Annotated in this window: 21 protein-coding genes and 1 pseudogene; 14 read left to right on the top strand and 8 right to left on the bottom strand. The window is 75.1% G+C overall.

The features are described 5' to 3' along the window. Window positions 1-104: 104 nt before the first annotated feature. Both xylA and xylB read left to right on the top strand, forming a co-directional pair. A complete protein-coding gene (gene xylA, locus GD880_RS19425) occupies window positions 105-1,295 on the top strand; it encodes a xylose isomerase (protein ID WP_152233258.1) in 1,191 nt (396 codons plus the stop codon). Window positions 1,296-1,313: 18 nt separating this feature from the next. Then, complete coding sequence (gene xylB / locus GD880_RS19420) at window positions 1,314-2,780, top strand: xylulokinase (RefSeq protein ID WP_152233257.1); 1,467 nt, start codon at window positions 1,314-1,316, stop codon at window positions 2,778-2,780. Here xylB and GD880_RS19415 read toward each other — a convergent pair. Further along, on the bottom strand, window positions 2,734-3,402 hold the full coding sequence (locus GD880_RS19415; RefSeq protein WP_152233256.1) for a potassium channel family protein: 669 nt from the start codon (window positions 3,400-3,402) through the stop codon (window positions 2,734-2,736). The genes xylB and GD880_RS19415 overlap by 47 nt on opposite strands. 114 nt (window positions 3,403-3,516) lie before the next feature. Then, complete coding sequence (locus GD880_RS19410) at window positions 3,517-4,896, bottom strand: TrkH family potassium uptake protein (protein ID WP_226909843.1); 1,380 nt, start codon at window positions 4,894-4,896, stop codon at window positions 3,517-3,519. A 134-nt stretch (window positions 4,897-5,030) separates the two neighbouring features. On the opposite strand from GD880_RS19410, the gene GD880_RS19405 reads away from it, so the two are divergent. From GD880_RS19405 to GD880_RS19390, 4 genes are all read left to right on the top strand, one after another. Next, window positions 5,031-6,206 (top strand): acetoin utilization protein AcuC, encoded by a 1,176-nt coding sequence (locus tag GD880_RS19405; protein WP_152233255.1) that lies wholly within the window; start codon window positions 5,031-5,033, stop codon window positions 6,204-6,206. A gap of 123 nt (window positions 6,207-6,329) precedes the next feature. Next, complete coding sequence (locus GD880_RS19400) at window positions 6,330-6,545, top strand: helix-turn-helix domain-containing protein (protein WP_152204089.1); 216 nt, start codon at window positions 6,330-6,332, stop codon at window positions 6,543-6,545. A gap of 80 nt (window positions 6,546-6,625) precedes the next feature. Continuing rightward, window positions 6,626-6,724: a 30S ribosomal protein bS22 gene (locus GD880_RS19395; protein WP_005504750.1), complete on the top strand. Its 99-nt coding sequence runs from the start codon at window positions 6,626-6,628 to the stop codon at window positions 6,722-6,724. A gap of 94 nt (window positions 6,725-6,818) precedes the next feature. Next, entirely contained in the window at window positions 6,819-7,079 is a 261-nt protein-coding gene (locus GD880_RS19390; protein WP_152233254.1) for a glutaredoxin family protein, read from the top strand. Window positions 7,080-7,149: 70 nt separating this feature from the next. On the opposite strand, the gene GD880_RS19385 is transcribed toward GD880_RS19390, so the two are convergent. Next, the gene (locus GD880_RS19385) at window positions 7,150-7,689 is read right to left on the bottom strand and encodes a YceI family protein (RefSeq protein WP_152233253.1); all 540 of its coding nucleotides are present in this window, start codon (window positions 7,687-7,689) and stop codon (window positions 7,150-7,152) included. Window positions 7,690-7,896: 207 nt separating this feature from the next. Here GD880_RS19385 and GD880_RS19380 point away from each other — a divergent pair, with 207 nt between their 5' ends. The 6 genes from GD880_RS19380 to ccsB are packed head-to-tail and all read left to right on the top strand — an operon-like array spanning window position 7,897 to window position 13,266. Beyond that, window positions 7,897-8,376, top strand: a complete 480-nt coding sequence (locus GD880_RS19380) for a MarR family winged helix-turn-helix transcriptional regulator (RefSeq protein WP_152233252.1) — start codon at window positions 7,897-7,899, stop codon at window positions 8,374-8,376. 59 nt (window positions 8,377-8,435) lie between these two features. Next, window positions 8,436-9,119 (top strand): histidine phosphatase family protein, encoded by a 684-nt coding sequence (locus tag GD880_RS19375; protein ID WP_152233251.1) that lies wholly within the window; start codon window positions 8,436-8,438, stop codon window positions 9,117-9,119. Further along, on the top strand, window positions 9,116-9,730 hold the full coding sequence (locus GD880_RS19370) for a TlpA family protein disulfide reductase (RefSeq protein ID WP_152233250.1): 615 nt from the start codon (window positions 9,116-9,118) through the stop codon (window positions 9,728-9,730). The genes GD880_RS19375 and GD880_RS19370 overlap by 4 nt, the downstream gene beginning before the upstream one ends. 7 nt (window positions 9,731-9,737) lie before the next feature. Continuing rightward, window positions 9,738-10,499: a cytochrome c biogenesis CcdA family protein gene (locus tag GD880_RS19365; RefSeq protein WP_152233249.1), complete on the top strand. Its 762-nt coding sequence runs from the start codon at window positions 9,738-9,740 to the stop codon at window positions 10,497-10,499. Further along, window positions 10,499-12,277 (top strand): cytochrome c biogenesis protein ResB, encoded by a 1,779-nt coding sequence (resB, locus tag GD880_RS19360; protein WP_152233248.1) that lies wholly within the window; start codon window positions 10,499-10,501, stop codon window positions 12,275-12,277. Before GD880_RS19365 ends, resB begins: the two co-directional genes overlap by 1 nt. Continuing rightward, entirely contained in the window at window positions 12,277-13,266 is a 990-nt protein-coding gene (gene ccsB / locus GD880_RS19355) for a c-type cytochrome biogenesis protein CcsB (protein WP_226909842.1), read from the top strand. Before resB ends, ccsB begins: the two co-directional genes overlap by 1 nt. Window positions 13,267-13,346: 80 nt before the next feature. On the opposite strand, the gene GD880_RS19350 is transcribed toward ccsB, so the two are convergent. Then, complete coding sequence (locus tag GD880_RS19350) at window positions 13,347-13,931, bottom strand: PLD nuclease N-terminal domain-containing protein (RefSeq protein WP_152233247.1); 585 nt, start codon at window positions 13,929-13,931, stop codon at window positions 13,347-13,349. Window positions 13,932-14,019: 88 nt separating this feature from the next. On the opposite strand from GD880_RS19350, the pseudogene GD880_RS19345 reads away from it, so the two are divergent. Then, window positions 14,020-14,190: pseudogene (locus GD880_RS19345) on the top strand (DUF4229 domain-containing protein); the annotation flags it as partial. Window positions 14,191-14,394: 204 nt separating this feature from the next. Here the strand turns inward: GD880_RS19345 and GD880_RS19340 are convergent. Together GD880_RS19340 and menE are read right to left on the bottom strand one after the other, a co-directional pair. Beyond that, on the bottom strand, window positions 14,395-15,264 hold the full coding sequence (locus tag GD880_RS19340; protein ID WP_152233246.1) for a 1,4-dihydroxy-2-naphthoate polyprenyltransferase: 870 nt from the start codon (window positions 15,262-15,264) through the stop codon (window positions 14,395-14,397). A gap of 149 nt (window positions 15,265-15,413) precedes the next feature. After that, window positions 15,414-16,709, bottom strand: coding sequence for an o-succinylbenzoate--CoA ligase (gene menE / locus GD880_RS19335; protein WP_226909841.1), 1,296 nt, complete (start codon window positions 16,707-16,709; stop codon window positions 15,414-15,416). Window positions 16,710-16,965: 256 nt separating this feature from the next. Here menE and GD880_RS19330 point away from each other — a divergent pair, with 256 nt between their 5' ends. After that, the gene (locus GD880_RS19330) at window positions 16,966-18,009 is read left to right on the top strand and encodes a DUF3048 domain-containing protein (RefSeq protein ID WP_226909840.1); all 1,044 of its coding nucleotides are present in this window, start codon (window positions 16,966-16,968) and stop codon (window positions 18,007-18,009) included. 63 nt (window positions 18,010-18,072) lie between these two features. Here GD880_RS19330 and GD880_RS19325 read toward each other — a convergent pair whose 3' ends face one another. Further along, window positions 18,073-19,041 (bottom strand): 1,4-dihydroxy-2-naphthoyl-CoA synthase, encoded by a 969-nt coding sequence (locus tag GD880_RS19325; RefSeq protein ID WP_152233244.1) that lies wholly within the window; start codon window positions 19,039-19,041, stop codon window positions 18,073-18,075. 140 nt (window positions 19,042-19,181) lie between these two features. Next, window positions 19,182-20,123, bottom strand: a 942-nt coding sequence (locus GD880_RS19320) for an HNH endonuclease (protein WP_152233243.1), incomplete at its 5' end; no start/stop codon positions are given.

The raw sequence follows: 20,123 nt of genomic DNA, 5'->3' as shown, positions 1-20,123 counted from the left end.
CGCGCGCCGCGCCCCGCGGGCCCGGACCGGGTCACCCTCGGGGGTAAGGGCGCCTGCGCCGCTATGGTGCACCGCACCTGCACATCTCGACGAGGAGAAGGCACATGGTGCGCACGCCCACCCCCGAGGACCGGTTCTCGTTCGGTCTGTGGACCGTCGGCTGGACCGCCCGCGACCAGTTCGGCGAGGCCACCCGCCCCGCCCTGGACCCGTGGGAGTACGCCGGCCGGCTGGCCGAGCTGGGGGCGTGGGGGGTGACCTTCCACGACGACGACGTCGTCCCGTTCGGCGCCCCCGACGAGGACCGCGACCGGATCCTGCAGACGTTCAAGCAGGCGGTCGACGCGGCCGGGCTCGTGGTGGAGATGGTCACCACCAACACCTTCTCCCACCCGGTGTTCAAGGACGGCGCGCTGACCTCCAACGACCGCTCCGTCCGGCGGTTCGCGCTGCGCAAGGTGCTGCGCAACGTCGACCTCGCGGCCGGGCTGGGCGCCGAGACGTTCGTGATGTGGGGCGGCCGCGAGGGCAGCGAGTACGACGGCGCCAAGGACGCGGGGGCCGCGCTGGACCGCTACGCCGAGGGGATCGACGCCGTCGCCGGCTACGTCAAGGAGCAGGGCTACGGCCTGCGCATCGCCCTGGAGCCGAAGCCCAACGAGCCGCGCGGGGACATCCTGCTGCCGACCGTCGGGCACGCGCTGGGCTTCATCGCCCGCCTCGAGCACGAGGACATCGTCGGGCTCAACCCCGAGACCGGCCACGAGCAGATGGCGGGGCTGAACTACACCCACGCCCTGGCCCAGGCGCTGTGGTCGGGCAAGCTGTTCCACATCGACCTCAACGGCCAGCGCTCGATCAAGTTCGACCAGGACCTCGTCTTCGGCCACGGCGACCTGCTCTCGGCGTTCTTCACCGTCGACCTCCTCGAGAACGGCTTCCCGGGGGCCGGGCCGGACGGCCCGACGTACCGCGGACCGCGGCACTTCGACTACAAGCCCTCGCGCACCGAGGGCCTCGACGGGGTGTGGGAGTCCGCGCGGGCGAACATGGAGACCTACCTGCTGCTCGCCGAGAAGGCCCGGGCCTACCGGGCGGACCCGGCGGTGCGGGCGGCGATGGAGGAGGCCGGGGTGCTCGAGCTGTCCGAGCCCACCCTCGCGCCCGGGGAGAGCGTGGCGGACCTGCTCGCCGACCGCCGGGCGTTCGAGGACTTCGACGCCGACGCCGCCGCCCAGCGCGGGTTCGGCTTCGTGCGCCTCAACCAGCTCGCCATCGCCCACCTGATCGGCTGATCCGCGGGAGGATAAGACATGACCGAGACGCTGGTCGCCGGGGTCGACTCCTCGACCCAGTCGTGCAAGGTGGTCGTCCGCGACGCGGCGACCGGGGCGCTGCGCCGGTTCGGGCAGGCCCCGCACCCCGACGGGACCGAGGTGGACCCCGAGGCGTGGTGGGACGCCCTGCAGGTGGCGGTCGCGGCGGCCGGCGGCCTCGACGACGTCGCCGCGGTCAGCGTGGGCGGGCAGCAGCACGGCCTGGTCGCCCTCGACGCCGAGGGCGCGGTGATCCGCCCGGCGCTGCTGTGGAACGACACGCGCAGCGCCGGGGCGGCCGCCGCCCTGGTGGCCGAGCTGGGCGCGGCGGAGTGGGCCCGCGCCACCGGGTCGGTGCCCGTGGCGTCGCTGACGGTGACCAAGCTGCGCTGGCTGGCCGACCACGAGCCGGACAGCGCCGCCCGCGTGGCCGCCGTCGCCCTCCCGCACGACTGGCTCACGTGGCGCCTGGGCGGGGCAGGCTCCTTCGACACCCTCGTCACGGACCGGTCGGACGCCTCGGGGACGGGGTACTTCGACGCCGCCCGCGGGGCCTACCGCCGCGACCTGCTCGCCCTGGCGCTGCGCCGCGACGACGTCGAGGGGATCGTGCTGCCGCGGGTGGTCGACCCGGGGGCCCGGGCGGGGCAGGGGCACGGGCCCCTGGCCCACGCCGTCCTGGGCCCGGGCGCCGGGGACAACGCGGCCGCCGCGCTCGGCCTGGGCATGAGCGCGGGGGACGTGGCGATCTCGGTGGGCACCTCCGGGGTGGTCTCCGCCGTCGCCGCGGCCCCGGTGGCCGACCCCTCCGGTCTCGTCAGCGGGTTCGCCGACGCGACCGGCGCGTACTTGCCGCTGGCCTGCACGCTCAACGGCTCGCGGGTGCTCGACGCCACCGCCCGGCTGCTCGGCGTCGACCACGCCCGGCTGAGCGCGCTGGCGCTCGCGGCCGAGCCCGGCGCCGGCGGGCTGACCCTCGTGCCCTACCTCGAGGGCGAGCGCACCCCGAACCTGCCCGACGCCACCGGCTCGCTGCTCGGCCTGACCCTGGGCTCCCTCACGCCCGAGGGGCTGGCGCGGGCCGCCGTCGAGGGCCTGCTGTGCGGGCTCGCGGACGGGCTCGCGGCCCTGGAGGCCCAGGACGTGGCGGTCGAACGGATCCGGCTCATCGGCGGGGCCGCCCGGTCCGAGGCGCTGCGGCGCCTCGCCCCGGCGGTCCTCGGCCGGCCCGTCACCGTCCCGGAGCCGGGGGAGTACGTGGCCGACGGCGCCGCCCGGCAGGCCGCGTGGGTGCTCTCCGGGGCGGCGGAGCCGCCCGCGTGGAGGGCGTCGGGGGTGCGGACCTACGAGGCCGAGGCGACCCCGGAGGTCCGCGAGCGCTACGCCGCCCGCCGCCACCTGGTGGCCGACCGGGACGTCACGGCCGGTGCGCGAACTTCTCCAGCAGCCCCGAGTCGCCGCTGACGATGAGCAGGTCGTCGCCCCCGATGCGGGTGTCCGGGGTGGCGTACTCGAACGGCTCGCCCGGCGGCTTCACGCCGATGATGGTGATGCCGTAGCGCTGGCGGATCTTCGACTCCGCCAGCGTGAAGCCCTGCGTCTCGCGCGGCGGGCGCATCTTGACGATGGCGAAGCCGTCCTCCATCTCGATGTAGTCGAGCATGCGGCCGGAGACCATGTGGGCCACCCGCTGGCCGGCGTCGTACTCGGGGTAGACCACGTGGTGGGCCCCGATGCGGCGCAGGATGCGCCCGTGCTCGCCGCTGATGGCCTTGGCCCAGATCTGCGGCATCTCCATGTCGACGAGGTTGCCGGTGATGAGCACCGACGCCTCGAGGTAGGAGCCGACGCCGACGACGGCCACCGGGAAGTCCTCGGCGCCGAGCTGCTCGAGGGCCTCGGGGTTGGTCGCGTCGGCCTCGACCACCGGCAGCCGGCTGGACCACTGCTGCACCAGCGCCGGGTCCTTCTCCACCGCGAGCACGTCGCGGCCGAGCCGCTCGAGCGTGGCGGCGATGGCGGCGCCGAAGCGGCCCAGGCCGATGACCAGCACGCCGGCGTCGCGGGACTGCGCCTTCTCTGACATCCTCAGCTCCTCGTCCGGCCCGGGCGGGCCGGGGTCCATTGTCCATCGTGCCCGGGCGGTCGCGGGCAGGCGCCGCCGGGCGGTCGCGGCGCGGCCGGGCGGTCCCGGGCCCGGTCAGCCGATGATCGGGCGCTCGTTGGGCATCCGGATGACCCGGCGGCGCTCACGCAGCGCGAGCGCCGCGGCGACCGTGATCGTGCCGGTGCGCCCGGCGTACATCAGCGCGGAGAGCACGTACTTGGCCCCGTCCGGCAGGTCCGCCGTGATGCCGGTGCTCAGCCCGCAGGTCGCGAACGCCGAGATCACCTCGAAGAGGATGCTGTCGAGCGGCAGGTCCGTCATCATCAGCAGCAGCAGCGTGGAGATCCCGACGAGGGTCGAGCCGAGGAACGCCACGGACACCGCCAGCCGCACCGTCGAGGAGCCGATCCGGCGCCCGTAGGCCTCGATGTCCCGGTCGCCGCGGGCCTCGGCGACGATCGCCAGCACCAGCACGGCGAGGGTGGTGACCTTGATGCCGCCGGCGGTCGAGGCGCTGCCGCCGCCGACGAACATCAGGGCGTCGGTGAGGAACCACGTGGACTCGCGCATCTGGCCGACGTCGACCGTCGCCAGGCCGGACGAGCGCGGGGTCATGCCCTGCACGAGGCTGGCCAGCACCCGGTCGCCGAGGGAGAGCCGGCCCAGGGTCGCGGGGTTGGTCCACTCGAACAGCGCGATCGCCACCGCGGCGCCCGCGAACAGCAGCGCGGAGGTGACGATCGTCAGCTTGGCGTGCAGGCTCCACCTGCGCGGCTCGCGCCACTGCCGCGCCACGTTGAGGATGACCGGGAAGCCCACCGCGCCGATGAACGTGCCGACGACGATCGGCAGCCCCAGCCACCAGTCGCCCACGTACGGGGTCAGCCCGCCGTTGACGACGACGAACCCGGCGTTGTTGAAGATGCTCAGCGCCATGAACACCCCGTGCCACAGCGCCGGCCCCAGCGCCTCGCCCAGGTCGAGGAACCACGGCACGAGCACGACGGCGAGCGAGGCCTCCACCACCGCCGAGGCCACGACGACGGCCCGGATGAGCGAGCCGACCTCGCCCAGCCCCGTCGTCTTCGTCTCGACGGCGGTGAGCATCCGCTGGGTCAGCCCGATGCGGCGGGAGACGGCCAGGCCCAGGATCGAGGCGAGGGTCATCACGCCCAGGCCGCCGATCTGGATGCCCACGAGGATGACGACCTGACCGAAGAAGGACCAGTACGTCGCCGTGTCCACGGTGACCAGACCGGTGACGCAGACCGCCGACGTCGCGGTGAACAGGGCGTCGGCGAACGGGGCGCGCTCGCCCGAGGCGGTGGCCGCCGGCAGCGACAGCAGCGCCGTCTCCAGGACGATGATCGCCGCGAAGACCAGCAGGGCCAGGCGGGCCGGGGAGCTGCGGGCGATGTGGTCGACCCAGTCCCGGGAGGCGCGCAGCGCCCCGGGGAACGACAGCGTCGCCACGCCAGCCCCTTCCGCACATCCGTCGCGGCCGCGGCCGCGGGCCCGCCGGCGCGGGCCAAGGGATCACCTTGGCACACCGCCCGCGGGCACAGCGCGACGGCGCACCTCGGCCTCGCCGCCCGCTACGGTGAAGCATGCCCGCCGCCGCGCTGCTCGTCTGGTCCGAGGACCTCGTCAGCTATGACTTCGGCCTCGCCCACCCGATGACCCCGGTCCGCCTGCTCCTCACCCACCAGCTGCTCGAGGACCTCGGCGTGCTCGACGGGCGGCTGCGGGTCGTGCCGGCGCCGGTCGCCTCCGACGCCGACCTGCTGCGGGTGCACACCCCCGACTACGTCGAGGTGGTCCGCGAGGCCCAGGAGCGCGGGCACGCCCGACCCGGGTTCGGCCTCGGCGACGAGGACACCCCCGTCTTCGGGCAGGTGCACACCGCCTCGGCCCGCATCGTCGGCTCCACGCTGACGGCGGCGCAGGCGGTCTGGCGCGGGGACGTCGCGCGCGCGGTGAGCATCGCGGGCGGCATGCACCACGCCATGCCGGGCCGGGCGTCGGGCTTCTGCGTCTACAACGACGCCGCCGTCGCCATCTCCTGGCTCGTCGAGCAGGGCGCCCGGGTGGCCTACGTCGACCTCGACGCCCACCACGGCGACGGCGTCGAGCGGGTGTTCTGGGACGACGACCGGGTGCTGACCATCTCGGTGCACCAGCACCCCGGCAGCCTCTTCCCCGGCACCGGCTACGCCCAGGACACCGGCTCGGCGCGGGCGCGCGGCAGCGCCATCAACGTCGCCCTCCCCGCCGGCACGGCCGACGCGGCCTGGCTGCGCGCCGTCGAGGCCGTCACCGAGCCGCTCGTGCGGGCCCACGAGCCCGACATCGTCGTCAGCCAGCACGGCTGCGACTGCCACGGCAGCGACCCCCTCGCCCGGCTCGACGTCTCCGTCGACGCCCAGCGCGCCGCCCAGCTCCTCGTCGCCGACATCGCCGAGCGGCACACGGACGGCCGGTGGCTGGCCCTGGGCGGGGGCGGGTACGAGGTCGTCGGCGTCGTCCCGCGCGCCTGGTCGCACCTCGTGGCCACGGTCGCGGGCCGCCCGCTCGCCCCCGCCACGCCGGTGCCCGAGGCGTGGCGCCGGCGGGTCCGGGAGCTGGCCGACGTCGAGGCCCCGCTGACGATGAGCGACGGGCGCGACGGCGCCTACGCCCGGTTCGCCGACGGGTACAACCCCGACGACGCCGCCGACCGGGCCATCCTCGCCACCCGCCAGGCCGTCTTCCCCTGGCACGGGCTGGACCCGCTGCTGGACTGACGCGGCGGAGGCGTTGGTCACAGACACGCTCCGCCGAAGCATTTCGCCGACGGGGCGATTGCCCCTATATTTCGATCTGGAGAGCCCCGCCGCACCGGTCGGGGACGAGAAGGACGGACGGACATGGCCGAGCAGCTGGGAGCGCCACGGTTCCTTACCGTCGCCGAGGTCGCCGAGCTGATGCGGGTGTCCAAGATGACGGTCTACCGCATGGTGCACGCCGGGGAGCTCCCTGCCGTGCGCATGGGCCGGTCCTTCCGCGTCCCCCAGGCCGCGGTCGAGCACCTCATCAGCGAGGGGCTGGGCGAGTGGGGTCAGGCGTCCGCTTCCGGGCGCTGAGCGGGTAGGATCGTTCCGTTCTGCGCGCGGCCGCTGGCCGCGCGCTCGCGCACGTACAACCAAGCATGTGAGGTACCCCTATGGGCTCGGTCATCAAGAAGCGCCGCAAGCGCATGTCGAAGAAGAAGCACCGCAAGCTCCTGCGCAAGACGCGCCACCAGCGTCGCAACAAGAAGTGACGCCCCGGCGCCCGGATCGGGCGTCGTGACCCCAGGCCCGGCCGGCGTGCCGGGCCTGAGTCGTTGCCGCCGGCGGCGACGTAGGGTCGAGGTCATGCACGAGACCGCCCCCTCAGCCCCCACCCGCGTCGTCCTCTACGGCCGCGACGGCTGTCACCTGTGCGACCAGGCCCGCACCATGCTCGAGCGGGTCCGGGCGGAGACGGGCGAGGGCTTCGCCGAGGTCGACATCGACGCCGACCCCGACCTGCGGGAGCGCTACGGCGAGCTCGTGCCGGTGGTCACCGTCGACGGCGTGCAGCAGGGGTACTGGCGCATCGAGGCCGCCCGGGTCCGCGCGGCCCTCGCCCGCTGACGTCGCGGCCCGGGACGACGAACGGCGGCGCCCCGGGAGGGGCGCCGCCGTTCGACGTGGGTGGGGCGGATCAGGCCTGGGCCGGGGTGGCCTCGACCTCGAGCTGCACCTTGACCTTGTCGCCGACGAGGAAGCCGCCGGTCTCCATGGCCGCGTTCCAGGTCAGGCCGAACTCCTTGCGGGAGATCTCGGTGGTGGCGGAGAAGCCGATGCGCGGGGAGCCGAAGGCGTCGACGACCGAGCCGTTGAACTCCGCGTCCAGCGCGACGGGCTTGGTCACGCCGTTGATGGTCAGGTCGCCCTTGAGGACGAACTCCTCGCCGTCGCCCTCCACGCCGGTGGAGACGAAGGTCCAGGTGGGCTTGGTGTCGGCGTCCCAGAAGTCGGCCGAGCGCAGGTGCCCGTCGCGGTTGGCGTCGCCGGTGTTGATGGAGGCGGCGTCGATGGTGACGGAGGCGGCGGAGTCGGCGAGGTTGTCGCCGACGGTGATGGTGCCCTCGACCTTCTCGAACTTGCCGCGCACCTTGGAGATGCCGGCGTGACGGACGGTGAAGGCGACGTCGGTGTGCGAGCCGTCGATGACGTAGCTGCCAGCGGGGACGGTGGCCATGGGGTTCTCCTCGAGGCGAGGCGGATAGTTGACGCTTTAACTATATACTGGTGCTTGGAGGTTGACGCAAGAGGGGCGGGCAGATCGGCCGGACCTGCCCCGGGCGGGCGCGACGATCCGGCGCAACCGCCCCGGCCGGGCACGAAAGGGCTCCCGCGCCGGCGCGCGAACGAGCAGACTGGCCTACGGCCCCACGAGGAGGACATCATGACGGCGCGGACGACGTCGACCACCCACTGGCTCGACGAGGACCAGCAGCAGAGCTGGCGCCAGCTGCTGCGCGGGTCCGCCAAGCTCTTCGACGACCTCAACCGCGACCTCGAGGAGCAGTCCGGCCTCTCCCTGAGCGAGTACGAGGTGCTGGTGCGCCTGTCGGAGGCCGAGGGGCGGGTGCTGCGGATGTCCGTGCTCGCGGACGAGCTCGTGCACTCGCGCTCGCGGCTGACGCACACCATCCGCCGGATGGAGGAGGCCGGCCTCGTCGAGCGCTCGAGCTGCCCCGACGACCGGCGCGGCGTCAACTGCACGCTCACCGCGGCGGGCTTCGCCCGCCTCGAGGCGGCGGCGCCCGGGCACGTCGACTCGGTGCGCGCGCGCCTGGTGGACCGGATCAGCTCCGAGCAGCTGCGTCAGCTCGGTGCGATCATGGCCACCTTCATCGACGACGCCACCGGCGACCTGGCCTGACGGGGACGGTCGCCGCCCGGCGGTCGGAGGCGCCCCAGGAGTTTGCGACACTGGTGGCCATGCAGCGAACGACGGTCCACCTCATGCGGCACGGCGAGGTGCACAACCCCGACGGGATCCTCTACGGGCGCGCGCCGGGCTACCGCCTCTCCGACCGCGGGCAGCAGATGGTCACGCGGGTCGCCGAGGTGCTGCACGCCGGCGGGCACGACCTGCGCGCCGTGGTCGCCTCGCCGCTGCAGCGGGCCCAGGAGAGCGCACTGCCCGCCGCCCGCGCCTACGGGCTGGACGTGCGCTCCGACGAGCGGCTCATCGAGGCCGCCAACCTCTTCGAGGGCGTCGCGGTGAACAAGAACCGCGCGATCCTCGCCCACCCGCGCTACTGGCACGCCTACGTCAACCCGCTGCGGCCCAGCTGGGGCGAGCCCTACCGGGACCAGGTGGCCCGCATGCGCGCCGCCATCTCCGACGCGCTGACCGGCGCCGCCGGCGGCGAGGCCCTGCTGGTGAGCCACCAGCTGCCGATCTGGGTGACCCGGCTGTTCCTCGAGCGCCGGCCCCTGGCGCACGACCCGCGCCGGCGGCAGTGCGCGCTGGCGTCGCTGACCTCGCTGACCTTCGAGGGACGCCGCCTGGTGGGCCTGAGCTACTGGGAGCCGGCCGGCGAGCTGCTCGACGGCGCCTCGGACATGGTCCCGGGCACCTCGGCCGCCGCCGAGAACGTGGGGGAGGTGCGGGCATGACCCCGGGTGCCGGGAGCGGCCGGCGCGACCTCACCCGTCGCGCGCTGCTACGGGCGGCCGGCGCCGGCGCCGCGGCGCTGGCCCTGGCGGCCTGCTCACCGGGCGGCACCGGCACGAGCGCCGCCGGGGCGGGCTACGTCGCCGGCGACGGGTCCTTCGCCACCTGGAAGACGGGGGAGCGCGGTGCGCCCGTGGCGCTGACCGGCACCACCTACACGGGCGAGCAGGTGGACGTCGCGGCCTGGCACGGCGACGTCGTCGTCCTCAACTTCTGGTACGCGGCGTGCCCGCCGTGCCGCGCCGAGGCGCCGGAGCTGCGGGCCATCGCCGAGGACTACGCCGACCGGGGCGTGCACCTGCTCGGCGTCAACCCGCGCGACGACGTCGGCGCCGCCCAGGCCTTCGAGCGCACCTTCGAGATCCCCTACCCCTCGATCCACGACTCCGACGCCCGGGCGGTGGCCTCCCTCGAGGGCCTCGTCCCGCTGCAGGCCATGCCCTCGACGGTGGTCCTCGACCGGCAGGGCCGGGTGGCGGCCCGGATCCTCGGCGAGTTCGACCCCGAGGTGCTGCGCGGGCTCGTCGACGACACCCTCGCGGAGAAGGCCTAGGCGCCCCATGTGGGACCAGATCGCGACCTTCTTCGAGCGCACCGTCGTCGACGGCTCGATGCTCGCGGCGCTGCCCGTCGCGGCGCTCGCCGGACTGGTGTCCTTCGCCTCCCCGTGCGTGCTCCCGCTGCTGCCGGGGTACGTCGGCTACCTCGGCGGCATGGCCGGGGCCGAGGACGGGCGCCGCGGCACCCAGGGCCGGCTGCTCGCCGGGGTGCTGCTCTTCGTCGCGGGTTTCAGCGCGGTCTTCGTGCTGCTCGGGGTGGTCTTCTCGCTCGCGGGGCTGGCGCTGCAGCAGCACGTGGACGTCATCCTGCGCGTCCTCGGCGTGCTCGTCATCGTCATGGGCGTGGCCTTCCTGGGCGGCCTGCCGTTCCTGCAGCGCGACCGGCGCCTGCACCTCTCCCCGCGCCAGGGCGTGTGGGGCGCCCCGGTGCTCGGGGTGGTGTTCGGGTTCGGCTGGGCCCCGTGCATCGGGCCCACCCTCGCGGCGGTCCTCAGCCTGTCCTTCGGCGGCGCCGACCCCACGCGCGGCGCCGTCCTCGCCCTGGCGTACTGCCTCGGGCTCGGCGTGCCCTTCGTCGTGCTGGCCATGGCGTTCGCCCGCTCCACCCGCACCCTGGGCTTCCTGCGCCGGCACCGGCGCGGGATCCAGGTCTTCGGCGGCGCGTTGCTCGTGCTGCTCGGCATCGCCCTGGTCACCGGGATGTGGGGCGTCCTCTCCAGCCACCTGCAGGGCCTGGTGGCGAACTTCGAGACGGTGGTGTGATGGCTCGGCCGACCAACGAGACCGACCCGACGAACCTCAGCTCCAAGGCGGGGCTGGGGCGGGGGCCCGCGGCCACGGGGACGGCGCCCGACGCCGGAGCGCGCGCGTCGGCGGCGGAGCCGGGGACGGGCGGCGGCCGTCCCGCCCAGCCGGTCCTGGGCGTGCGCGGCTGGGCGCGGTGGATGTGGCGGCAGCTGACGAGCATGCGCGTGGCCCTCATGCTGCTGCTGCTCCTCGCCGTCGCGGCGCTGCCCGGCTCCTTCTTCCCGCAGCAGCCGCAGAACCCCGGCCGGGTCTCGCAGTACCACCTCGACCACCCGCAGCTGGCCCCCTGGCTGGACCGGCTGGGCTTCTTCGACGTCTACGGCTCGCCGTGGTTCGCGGCGATCTACCTGCTGCTGTTCACCTCGCTCATCGGCTGCATCCTGCCGCGCATCGCCGTGCACTGGCGGGCGCTGCGCTCCCAGCCGCCGCGGGTGCCGCGCAACCTCGAGCGCTTTCCGGCGCACCAGCGGCGGACGGTGCCGGGCGACGTCGACGACGTCCGCTCCCGCGTGGTGGCCGCGCTCAAGGGCCGCTACCGGACCGCGGTCACCCCCGACGGGATCACGGCCGAGCGCGGGTACCTGCGCGAGACGGGCAACATCGTCTTCCACCTCTCGCTCGTCGGGCTGCTGGTCTCCCTGGCGGCCGGGCAGATGTTCAGCTACCGCGGGCAGGCCGTGGTCATCGAGGGGCAGTCCTTCGCCAACTCCGTGCTGTCCTACGACTCCTTCGACCCGGGCACCTTCTTCCAGCCGGACGAGCTCGAGCCGTTCACGTTCACGCTGACGAAGTTCGAGTCCACCTTCAACGAGGTCGCCCAGGCGCGGAACTTCAAGGGCCAGCTTGAGGTCGTCGAGCCGGACGGCGCCAAGCGCTCCGAGACCATCAGGGTCAACCACCCCGTCACGGCCGGCGGCGCCAACGTCTACCTCTCCGGCAACGGCTTCGCGCCGGTGATCACGGTGCGCGACGGCGCGGGCAAGGTGGCGTTCTCCGGTGCGGTGCCGTTCCTGCCGCAGGACGGGACGTACACCTCGAAGGGCGTCGTCAAGGTGCCCGACGTCTCCACCGGCGACCAGCTCGGGCTGACCGGGATGTTCCTGCCCACCGTGCTGGTCGGGCCGGACGGCACCGCCCAGTCGATCTACCCCCAGCCCGACAACCCCATGCTCGCGCTGACCCTCTACGCGGGAGACCTGGGCCTGGACAACGGCGTGCCCCAGAACGTCTACGTCCTCGACACCGAGAAGATGCGCCAGGTGTACCAGCCCGCGCCGGACGGCGCGGCCGGCTCCGCCCAGGGGGGCCAGAAGCCCGTCTCCCTGATGCTCCGTCCCGGCGAGACGGTGCAGCTGCCCGAGGGGCTGGGGTCGGTGACGTTCGACTCCCTCCCGCGCTTCGCCGCGCTGGACCTGCGCTACGACCCGACGCTGCCGTACCTGCTCACCTTCGCCGTCACCGCGATGGTCGGGCTGTTCGGCTCGCTGTTCGTGCCGCGACGCCGGGTGTGGGTGCGGGTCGCGCCCGCCGCGGACGGCGGCACCGTGGTCGAGGGGGCGGCGCTGGCCCGCGGCGACGACCCCGGGCTGGACAAGGATCTCGAGCGCGTGATGTCCGCGGCCGGCGCGGCGAGGCAGAATGAGGACGCCCAGGCGAGCGCCGGGCCGCCCGCGGCGGCCGGTCAGGCCGTGGGCACGACTGCCGGCGCAGGCCCGGCCCAGGAAGGACACTGATGCCCGAGACACAGCTCGGCCAGCTGAGCACGATGTTCGTCTACGGCGCCATGGCGGCGTACGTGGTGGCGCTCGTCGCCTTCGCCATCGACCTGTCGGGGGTGCGTGACCGCGGCCCGGGCGGGCGGCGGCGCGCCGTGGCGATCGGCATGTCGACGACGTGGCTGGCCTTCGCGCTCCACCTGGTGGGCGTCGGCCTCCGGGGCCTCGCCGCGGGCCGGGTGCCGTGGGCGAACATGTACGAGTTCTCGATCCTCTCCACCCTCGTGGCCGTCGCCGTCTTCCTCGGGCTGCAGCGGGTGCGTGACCTGCGGATCCTCGGCACGTTCGTCGTCGGGCCGGTGCTGCTGCTGCTCGGCGTCGCCGTCTCGGTGCTCTACGTGCGCGCGGACGGGCTCCAGCCGGCGCTGCAGAGCTACTGGCTGATCATCCACGTCTCCATCGCCACGGTCGCCGTCGGCATCTTCGGCGTCTCCGCCGCCATCTCCGCGCTCCAGCTCGCCCAGGAGCGCGCCGAGCTGCGCCGGGCCGCGGCCGTCCCGGCCGCGGTGCCGGCCGGCGCCGCGCTGTCCGCTGGCTCCGCGGGCGGTGACGTCACGACCGCCGTCGCCGACACGACCCCCGCGCTGCCGGCCCGGCCCAGCGTGTGGGGCCGGGTGCTCGAGTCGCTGCCCGGCTCGGTGGACCTCGAGCGGCTGGCCTTCCGGCTCAACGCCGTCGGCTTCATGATGTGGACCTTCACCGTCATCGCCGGGGCCATCTGGGCCGAGCACGCCTGGGGCCGCCCGTGGGGCTGGGACCCCAAGGAGGTCTGGTCCTTCGTGATCTGGGTGGTCTACGCCGCCTACCTGCACGCCCGCGCCACCCGCGGATGGGAGGGGCGCCGCGCGGCGTACCTGTCGCTGTTCGGCTTCGCGTGCATCCTGGCCAACTACTTCGTGGTCAACCTCGTGTTCAACGGCCTGCACTCCTACAGCGGCCTGGGCTGATCCCGCCCGCCCTCGCACGAGAAGGGGCCGCCGCGCCGATCGGCGCGGCGGCCCCTTCCGGGTTTGGTGCCCCGCGGTCGTCAGCCGTCGGAGCCCGCGCCGCCGTCGTGGCGGTCGGCCTCGTGGCGGTCGGACTCGCGTCGGTCGGACTCGCGTCGGTCGCCTTGACCGCGGTCGGTCTCGTGGTGGTCGGTCTCGTGGTGGTCGGTCTCGCTGCGGTCGGGCTCGTGGCGGTCGGCGTCCGTGCGCCCGGCGCCGTGCTGACGCCCGCCGTCGTCGGCCCTGCTCGTCCCGTCCGTGGCCTGCCGGCGCTGCCGCGCCCGCCGTTCCCGCTCCGCGCGGCGGCGCTCGGCCTCCAGCCGGGCGAGGAACTCCGGGTCGTCGTCGGGTGCCGTCGGCCCGCCCCGCCGGCCGGGGCGCCGCGGCTCCGGGCTCCATCCGCCCGCCGGGCCGCCGGGGCGCGCCGCTCCCGACGCCTCCGCGCGGGCGATGCGGCTCACCAGGAGCCAGGCGAGCGCGCCGAGGCCGGGGAAGATCACGATGAACAGAACCCACACGGCCTTCGGGATGCCCGTGGGCACGGAGTCCGCCGGCGTGCGGATGCAGTCGATAATCGCGTAGATCGTGACCGCCAGGAGGAGTATCACCGGCACTAGCTTGCCCATACCACCAGGGTAGTCGGCGCGCACCACGAGCGTGTCGGCGGGCCCGGCGGCCGGCGGATCGCGCGCCGCGGGCACGTAGTGTGGTCGCGTGCGACTGCTCGTCTACTCCCTGCTCCGCGTGCTCCTCGTGCTGGCCTCGGCCGGGGTGCTGTACCTCCTGGGCATGCGGTCCTGGTTGCTCTGGCTCGCCGCGGTCGTCGTCGGCGCCCTGTTGTCGTACCTGGTGCTGCGCAACCAGGGGCGGGCCGCCGCGGAGGTCATCGCCCAGCTGTCCCCGCTGCGCGAGGAGCGCCCGAAGTTCTCCGACGGCGTCGAGGCGGACGCCGCCTACGAGGACGGGCTGGTCGACGCGGCCGACCACGGCGTCGCGCCCGCCGGGCCGGCGCCTCGCGACGGGACGGACGCCGCCCCTGGCGAGTCCCGGGAGAAGGCCGCCGCCCCCGCGCCGGAGGAGCGCAGCACCCTAGAGCGCGAGCCCGACGCCGAGGAGGAGTCCGTAGGCCAGCTCGAGCAGCCCCGTGTCCCGCAGGACCACGATGAGGTCCCGGCCCACGGCGCCGCCGAGGACCACCCGGGAGACGCGCACCGCCCACGGGACGAGGAGCAGCACCAGCAGCGCCCACGGTGAGGCCGGCGCGCACAGCACGCCGAGCACCAGCGGCACCCACACCATGAGCACGTAGCCCCAGCGCGCGCGCCGGTCCCCGAGCCGCACGGCCAGGGTCCGCTTGCCGACCTGGGCGTCCGTGGGCAGGTCGCGCACGTTGTTGACCATGAGCAGCGCGCAGGCGATGAGCCCGACGCCGACCGCGCCCGCCCACGCCGTCCAGGGCAGCGCGAGCGCCTGGGTCCAGGTGGTCCCCAGCGTGGCCATGAGCCCGAAGAAGACGAAGACGCCGACCTCGCCCAGGCCCAGGTAGCCGTACGGGTGCCTGCCGCCGGTGTAGCCCCAGGCGGCGACGACGGCGAGGGCGCCGGCGGCGATGAGCCACCAGGTGCCCGCCAGGGCGACGAGGACCAGCCCGAGCACCGCGCCGACGCCGAAGCTGAGGAACGCGGCGCGCTTGACCGTAGCCGGGCTCGCCTTGCCGCCGCCGGTGAGCCGGGGCGGGCCGGTGCGCACGTCGTCGGTGCCGCGCACGCCGTCGGAGTAGTCGTTGGCGAAGTTCACGCCGACCTGCAGGGCCAGCGCCACGCCCGCCGCCAGCAGCGCGCGGCCGACCGAGGCCTGGCCGATCCCGGCCGCCGCCCCGGTGCCGATGATCACCGGCGAGACGGCAGCGGGGAGGGTGCGCACGCGCGCGCCCTCGAGCCAGTCGGTCAGCGTGGCCATGAGACTCCATCCGGACGAGAGGACGCGGCCGAGGCGCCGCGGGGGAACACTCGAGGATAGTTCCGACGGCGCGAGGGTGCCCCAACCGGGTGGGGCCGGCCCCGGCCGCCGGCCGTGCACGGATGCCGCGGGCCGGCGCACGGGGCGCGCTACCGGGTCGGCGCGGGCGTGCGGGTGTGACGCTCGACGGCGACGCCGGGTGCCGCCGTCTCCGGCCCGGCGAGCGCGGCCGCCGCGAGCCCGGCGGCGGCCAGGCGGTCGACCTTCCCCGGCCCGCGCTCGGGCAGGTGGGCGACGACGACGAGCGCGCGGGGCGCATGCGCACCGCCCAGCCGCGGGCGCACGAGGGCGCGCAGGTCGGCCAGGGCGGGGGCGGGACGCCCGGCGGCGGGCGCGACGACGGCGGTGACCACCTGGCCCCACTCGCCGTCGGGCACACCGACGACGGCGACCTCGCCGACCCCCTCGTGCTCGCGCAGCAGGCGCTCGACGGCGAGCGGGGCGACCTTGACCCCGCCGGTGTTGATGAGGTCGTCGGCACGGCCGAGCACGGTCAGGCGCGGCGCCCCGTCGGGGCCGGTGTCGAGGCGGCCGCGGTCGGAGGTGCGCAGCCACCGCTCGGTCCCGTCCGTGCGGAAGGCGGCGGCGTCGGCCTCGGCGTCGTCGAGGTAGCCGGCGGCGAGCACCTGGCCGGCGATCTCGATGCGGTCCTCACCGCCGAGCCGCACCCGCACGCCCGGCAGCGGCGCGCCGTCGTACACGCAGCCGCCACCGGTCTCGGTCATGCCGTAGGTGGTCACCACGCGCAGCCCGGCGGCGCGCGCCTGCTCGAGGGTGCGCTGCCCAGACGCCGCGCCGCCGACGAGGATCGCCGCGAACCGCCGCAGCGGCGCCACCGTCGCCTCGCCGGCCTCGAGGACCCGGACGAGCTGGGTGGGCACTAGGGAGAGGTAGGCCGGGGCGCCGTCGTCCATCGTGGCGGCGGCCGCGGCGAGGGCGCCTGGTGCGAACCCGTGGGCGGTGTCCACCACGACCGGGGACGTGCCGGCGATCAGCGAGCGCACGAGCACCTGCAGCCCGGCGACGTGGTGGGCCGGGACGGCGAGCAGCCACCGGCCCGGCCCGGCGAGGCGCTCGTAGGTGGCCCGGGCGGAGGCAGCGAGCGCGGCCGCCGGCAGCGCGACGAGGTGGCCCCGGCCGGTGGTCGACCCGGAGGTCTGCAGGACGACGGCGGTGCCCGGCGGGACCGGCCGGTGCAGGCGACCGCGCAGCTCGGCCAGCACCTCGGCGCCGTCGCGGCCGGGGGCGTGGGGGACGAGCACGGCGTCGCCCGCCAGCGCGCCGCGCAGCCCGTCGAGCAGTGAGGTGACGGCGCCCGGCCCGGTGCCGCCCGGGCGGGCGAGCAGCGGTGGGGACGACTGGGGCGACGCGGGGTCCTGGCTCACCGATCCAGGGTAGGTCCGCCACTAGCCTTGCCCGTGACGCCCCCGTCTTGAGAGCAGGCCAGCTATGACCACGTCCACGTCCGAGCGCCGCCCGTCGCGGGGCGCGGGGCCCCGTCCCGGTCGGCGCGGAAGTGAGGCGAGCGGTGGCGAGACGGCGGGGGACGGGCCCGGGGCGCCGCCGCCCGGCGCGGGCCGTCGGGTGGCCGTCGCGCGCGGAGCGGGCGGGGCGAGGCGCCGCCGTCGTGCGCTCGTCGCGTTGGGGGCGGCGGCGCTGCTGGCGCTGACCGCCTGCACCTCGCGTGGCGAGCCGGAGCCGGCGCCGACCACGCCGAGCCCCACGGTGGACCTGCCGGCGAAGCAGCCCCCGAAGCCGGTGCCGGCGAGGTGGCCGCTGACGGGCGTGGCCGGGGAGGTCCAGCAGCGGCCCGCGATGTCCGTCAAGGTAGAGAACTCCGCGGCGGCCCGGCCGCAGACCGGGCTCGAGGCCGCCGACATCGTCTGGGAGGAGATGGTCGAGGGCGGCATCACGCGCTTCAACGCCGTCTACCACTCGGTGATCCCGGAGGAGATCGGCCCGATCCGCTCGGTGCGCCCGATGGATGCCGCGATCTCGGCGCCGCTGCACGGACTCCTCGTGTTCTCGGGCGGCCAGCCCCGGTTCGTCCAGCAGATGCGCGGCGCGGGCCTGCAGGTGCTGAGCCACGACGAGGGCGCCCCCGGGATGCACCGCGTGGGCTTCCGCCGCGCGCCGCACAACGTCTACGGCAACGGTCCGCAGCTGCTCGGCCAGGCCGACTCCGATCACTCGGCCCCGCCGTCGGAGCAGCTGGCCTACGCCTGGGACCCGGCCCGGGCCACCGCGGTGCTGGCCGGCGCCCCCGCGTCGAGCCTGCGCCTCGCGTTCCCGGCCGCGGCCCCGGGCTGGACGTGGGACGCCGCCGCCGACCAGGGCCGGGGCGGGCCGGCGGGGGGCTGGGTGCGCGACGAGGGCGGCGCGGCCCAGGCGTCCGCCGCCGGCACGCCGATCGTGGCGACCAACGTCGTCGTCCTGCGGGTGCAGGTCGTCGACACCGGCACCCGTGACCCGGCCGGCAATCCGGTGCCCGAGACCGTGCTCACCGGCGAGGGCGAGGCCGTGGTGGCGTCCGGCGGGAAGGTCGTCAACGCCCGGTGGTCGAAGCCGGGCGCCGCTGACCCGCTGGCACTGGTCGACGGCGCGGGCAAGAAGGTGGAGCTCGTGCCGGGCAACACCTGGATCGAGCTGGTGCCCACCTCGGGCGGGAACGTCAGCTGGCAGTAGCGCAACAGCGTCCGGAGCCGGGGCGGGCGGTGCCTGAGCCGAGCGGTCCTGGTTCCCGGTGCCTCAGTAGTAGTACGGGAAGCCCGACCAGTCCGGGTCGCGGCGCTGCAGGAACGCGTCGCGTCCCTCGACGGCCTCGTCGGTCATGTACGCCAGCCGGGTGGCCTCCCCGGCGAAGACCTGCTGGCCGGCCATGCCGTCGTCGACCATGTTGAAGGCGAACTTGAGCATGCGGATGGCCTGCGGGGACTTCGTGGCGATGATGCGGGCGTACTGCAGGGCCAGCGACTCGAGGTCCTGGTGATCGACGACCTCGTTGACCACGTCCCAGCGCTCGGCATCCTCCGCCGAGTACTCGCGCGCGAGGAAGAAGATCTCTCGCGCTCGCTTGTCACCGGCCTGGCGGGCCAGGAGCGCCGAGCCGTATCCGGCGTCGAAGGAGCCGACGTTGGCGTCGGTCTGCATGAACCGGGCGTGCTGGCGCGAGGCGATGGAGAGGTCGCAGACGACGTTGAGGCTGTGTCCGCCGCCGGCCGCCCAGCCGGGGACGGCGGCGATGACCACCTTGGGCATCGTCCGGATGAGGCGCTGCACCTCGAGGATGTGGAGCCGACCCGCCCGCGCGGGGTCGATCTGCTCACGGCGCTGCTCGAGCGGCGCCTCGTCGTCGGCGCCTTCCGCCTCGTAGCGGTAGCCGTCGCGCCCGCGGATGCGCTGGTCGCCGCCCGAACAGAAGGCCCAGCCGCCGTCCTTGGGGCTCGGGCCGTTGCCGGTGAGGATGACGGCGGCCACGTCGGAGGTCATCCGGGCGTGGTCGAGCGCGCGATAGAGCTCGTCGACGGTGTGGGGTCGGAAGGCGTTGCGTACCTCGGGCCGGTCGAACGCGATGCGGACGACCGGCAGGTCGCGCTCCGCCGGGCCGGTGCGGTCGACACCGCGGTGATAGGTGATGTCGGTGAAGTCGAAGCCTTGGACGTCGCGCCACAGCGTCGGGTCGAAGATCTCGGACACGCGGGAGGGGAGGTCACTCACGGCGATCACCCTAACGGCCGCCGTCTGGGCGCCGGCCGACCGGGTGGAGCCCGGGCGGGCCGGAGAGCTCAACACATGTGTCCCGGGAGCCGGACGCGCGAGCCGTCGCCCCGGCCATGCCGCCGAGCGCAGCTGCTCGGTCAGAAAGGTGGTGGGGCGTCCTCGGGTGGTGTGAGGGGTTGGCCGGTGCGGGGGTTGAGGGGTGTGGTGGTGCCGTCGGCCTCGCGGCGGTAGGTGCGGCCGGTGCGTTTGGAGGTCCATTCGAAGATGCCGGGGGTGGTCTGGCGGACGTGGAAGTGGCCGTCGGTCTTGAGGGGGTGGTCGACGGAGCAGGCGGCGCCGAGGTTTTCCCAGGCGGTGGTGCCGCCGCGGGCGAAGGGGATGGTGTGGTCGAGCTGGCAGCCGGTGGCGCGGGCGCCGCAGCCGGGGCGGAAGCAGGTCTTGTCGCGCAGGCGGATGAGCTCGGCGAGGTCGGGCGGGGGTCGGTAGCGGGTGCGCCCGAGGTCCAGGACGGTGCCGGTGAGGGGGTCGGTGACCAGGCGTTTCCAGGTCCCGCCCAGGGCCAGGGCGCGGGCGGTGGCGGGGTCGATGGGGCCGTAGCCGTCCAGGTGGCCGGCCTGGCCGCCGCCGAGCAGGGTGGTCAAGGGGACGGTGACGTGGATGCGCACCGGCACCCCGCCGACCTGGCCGAGCGGGAACCACGGCGCCGGCGGGGCCGCCGGCGCGGGCGGTGGCGCCCCGGCCCGGGCCGGGGGCGAGGATTCGGGACCGGCCGCGGCGGCCGGTCCGGCGCCGCCCGCCCCGGGCGGGGTCGTGGCGGCAGCCCGTGTCGGATCGGTGGTGCCCGGGGCGGTCGTCGCCGTCGGGGTGTCCGCGGAGTTCCCGGCGGGCGTCGCGGTCGTGGTGGTCGTGGTGGCGCGGGGCGGGGCCGGTTGGGGTGGCAGGCCGAAGCCGCCGCGGGTCAGGGCGTCGGCGCCGGCGGCGGTAAGGACGTCGGCGCGCAGCTGGTCGATGGTGCGCCGGTCGCCGCCGGCCTTGACCGCGCGGGCGGCCCCGTCCAGGGCCAGGTCCAGGGCGAGCGC

The sequence above is a fragment of the Georgenia ruanii genome (assembly GCF_009193175.1).
GTDB classification, from domain to species: Bacteria; Actinomycetota; Actinomycetes; order Actinomycetales; family Actinomycetaceae; genus Georgenia; species Georgenia ruanii.
Note: the sequence above shows the minus strand (reverse complement) of the source record. Positions and strands in the feature narration are given on the sequence as shown.

Bases quoted from the DNA above. Each gene is read 5' to 3' on its own strand.
- xylA (WP_152233258.1), top strand. From the start codon at position 105: ATGGTGCGCACGCCCACCCCCGAGGACCGGTTCTCGTTCGGTCTGTGG.
- xylB (WP_152233257.1), top strand. From the start codon at position 1,314: ATGACCGAGACGCTGGTCGCCGGGGTCGACTCCTCGACCCAGTCGTGC.
- GD880_RS19415 (WP_152233256.1), bottom strand. From the start codon at position 3,402: ATGTCAGAGAAGGCGCAGTCCCGCGACGCCGGCGTGCTGGTCATCGGC.
- GD880_RS19405 (WP_152233255.1), top strand. From the start codon at position 5,031: ATGCCCGCCGCCGCGCTGCTCGTCTGGTCCGAGGACCTCGTCAGCTAT.
- GD880_RS19400 (WP_152204089.1), top strand. From the start codon at position 6,330: ATGGCCGAGCAGCTGGGAGCGCCACGGTTCCTTACCGTCGCCGAGGTC.
- GD880_RS19395 (WP_005504750.1), top strand. From the start codon at position 6,626: ATGGGCTCGGTCATCAAGAAGCGCCGCAAGCGCATGTCGAAGAAGAAG.
- GD880_RS19390 (WP_152233254.1), top strand. From the start codon at position 6,819: ATGCACGAGACCGCCCCCTCAGCCCCCACCCGCGTCGTCCTCTACGGC.
- GD880_RS19385 (WP_152233253.1), bottom strand. From the start codon at position 7,689: ATGGCCACCGTCCCCGCTGGCAGCTACGTCATCGACGGCTCGCACACC.
- GD880_RS19380 (WP_152233252.1), top strand. From the start codon at position 7,897: ATGACGGCGCGGACGACGTCGACCACCCACTGGCTCGACGAGGACCAG.
- GD880_RS19375 (WP_152233251.1), top strand. From the start codon at position 8,436: ATGCAGCGAACGACGGTCCACCTCATGCGGCACGGCGAGGTGCACAAC.
- GD880_RS19370 (WP_152233250.1), top strand. From the start codon at position 9,116: ATGACCCCGGGTGCCGGGAGCGGCCGGCGCGACCTCACCCGTCGCGCG.
- GD880_RS19365 (WP_152233249.1), top strand. From the start codon at position 9,738: ATGTGGGACCAGATCGCGACCTTCTTCGAGCGCACCGTCGTCGACGGC.
- resB (WP_152233248.1), top strand. From the start codon at position 10,499: ATGGCTCGGCCGACCAACGAGACCGACCCGACGAACCTCAGCTCCAAG.
- ccsB (WP_226909842.1), top strand. From the start codon at position 12,277: ATGCCCGAGACACAGCTCGGCCAGCTGAGCACGATGTTCGTCTACGGC.
- GD880_RS19350 (WP_152233247.1), bottom strand. From the start codon at position 13,931: ATGGGCAAGCTAGTGCCGGTGATACTCCTCCTGGCGGTCACGATCTAC.
- GD880_RS19340 (WP_152233246.1), bottom strand. From the start codon at position 15,264: ATGGCCACGCTGACCGACTGGCTCGAGGGCGCGCGCGTGCGCACCCTC.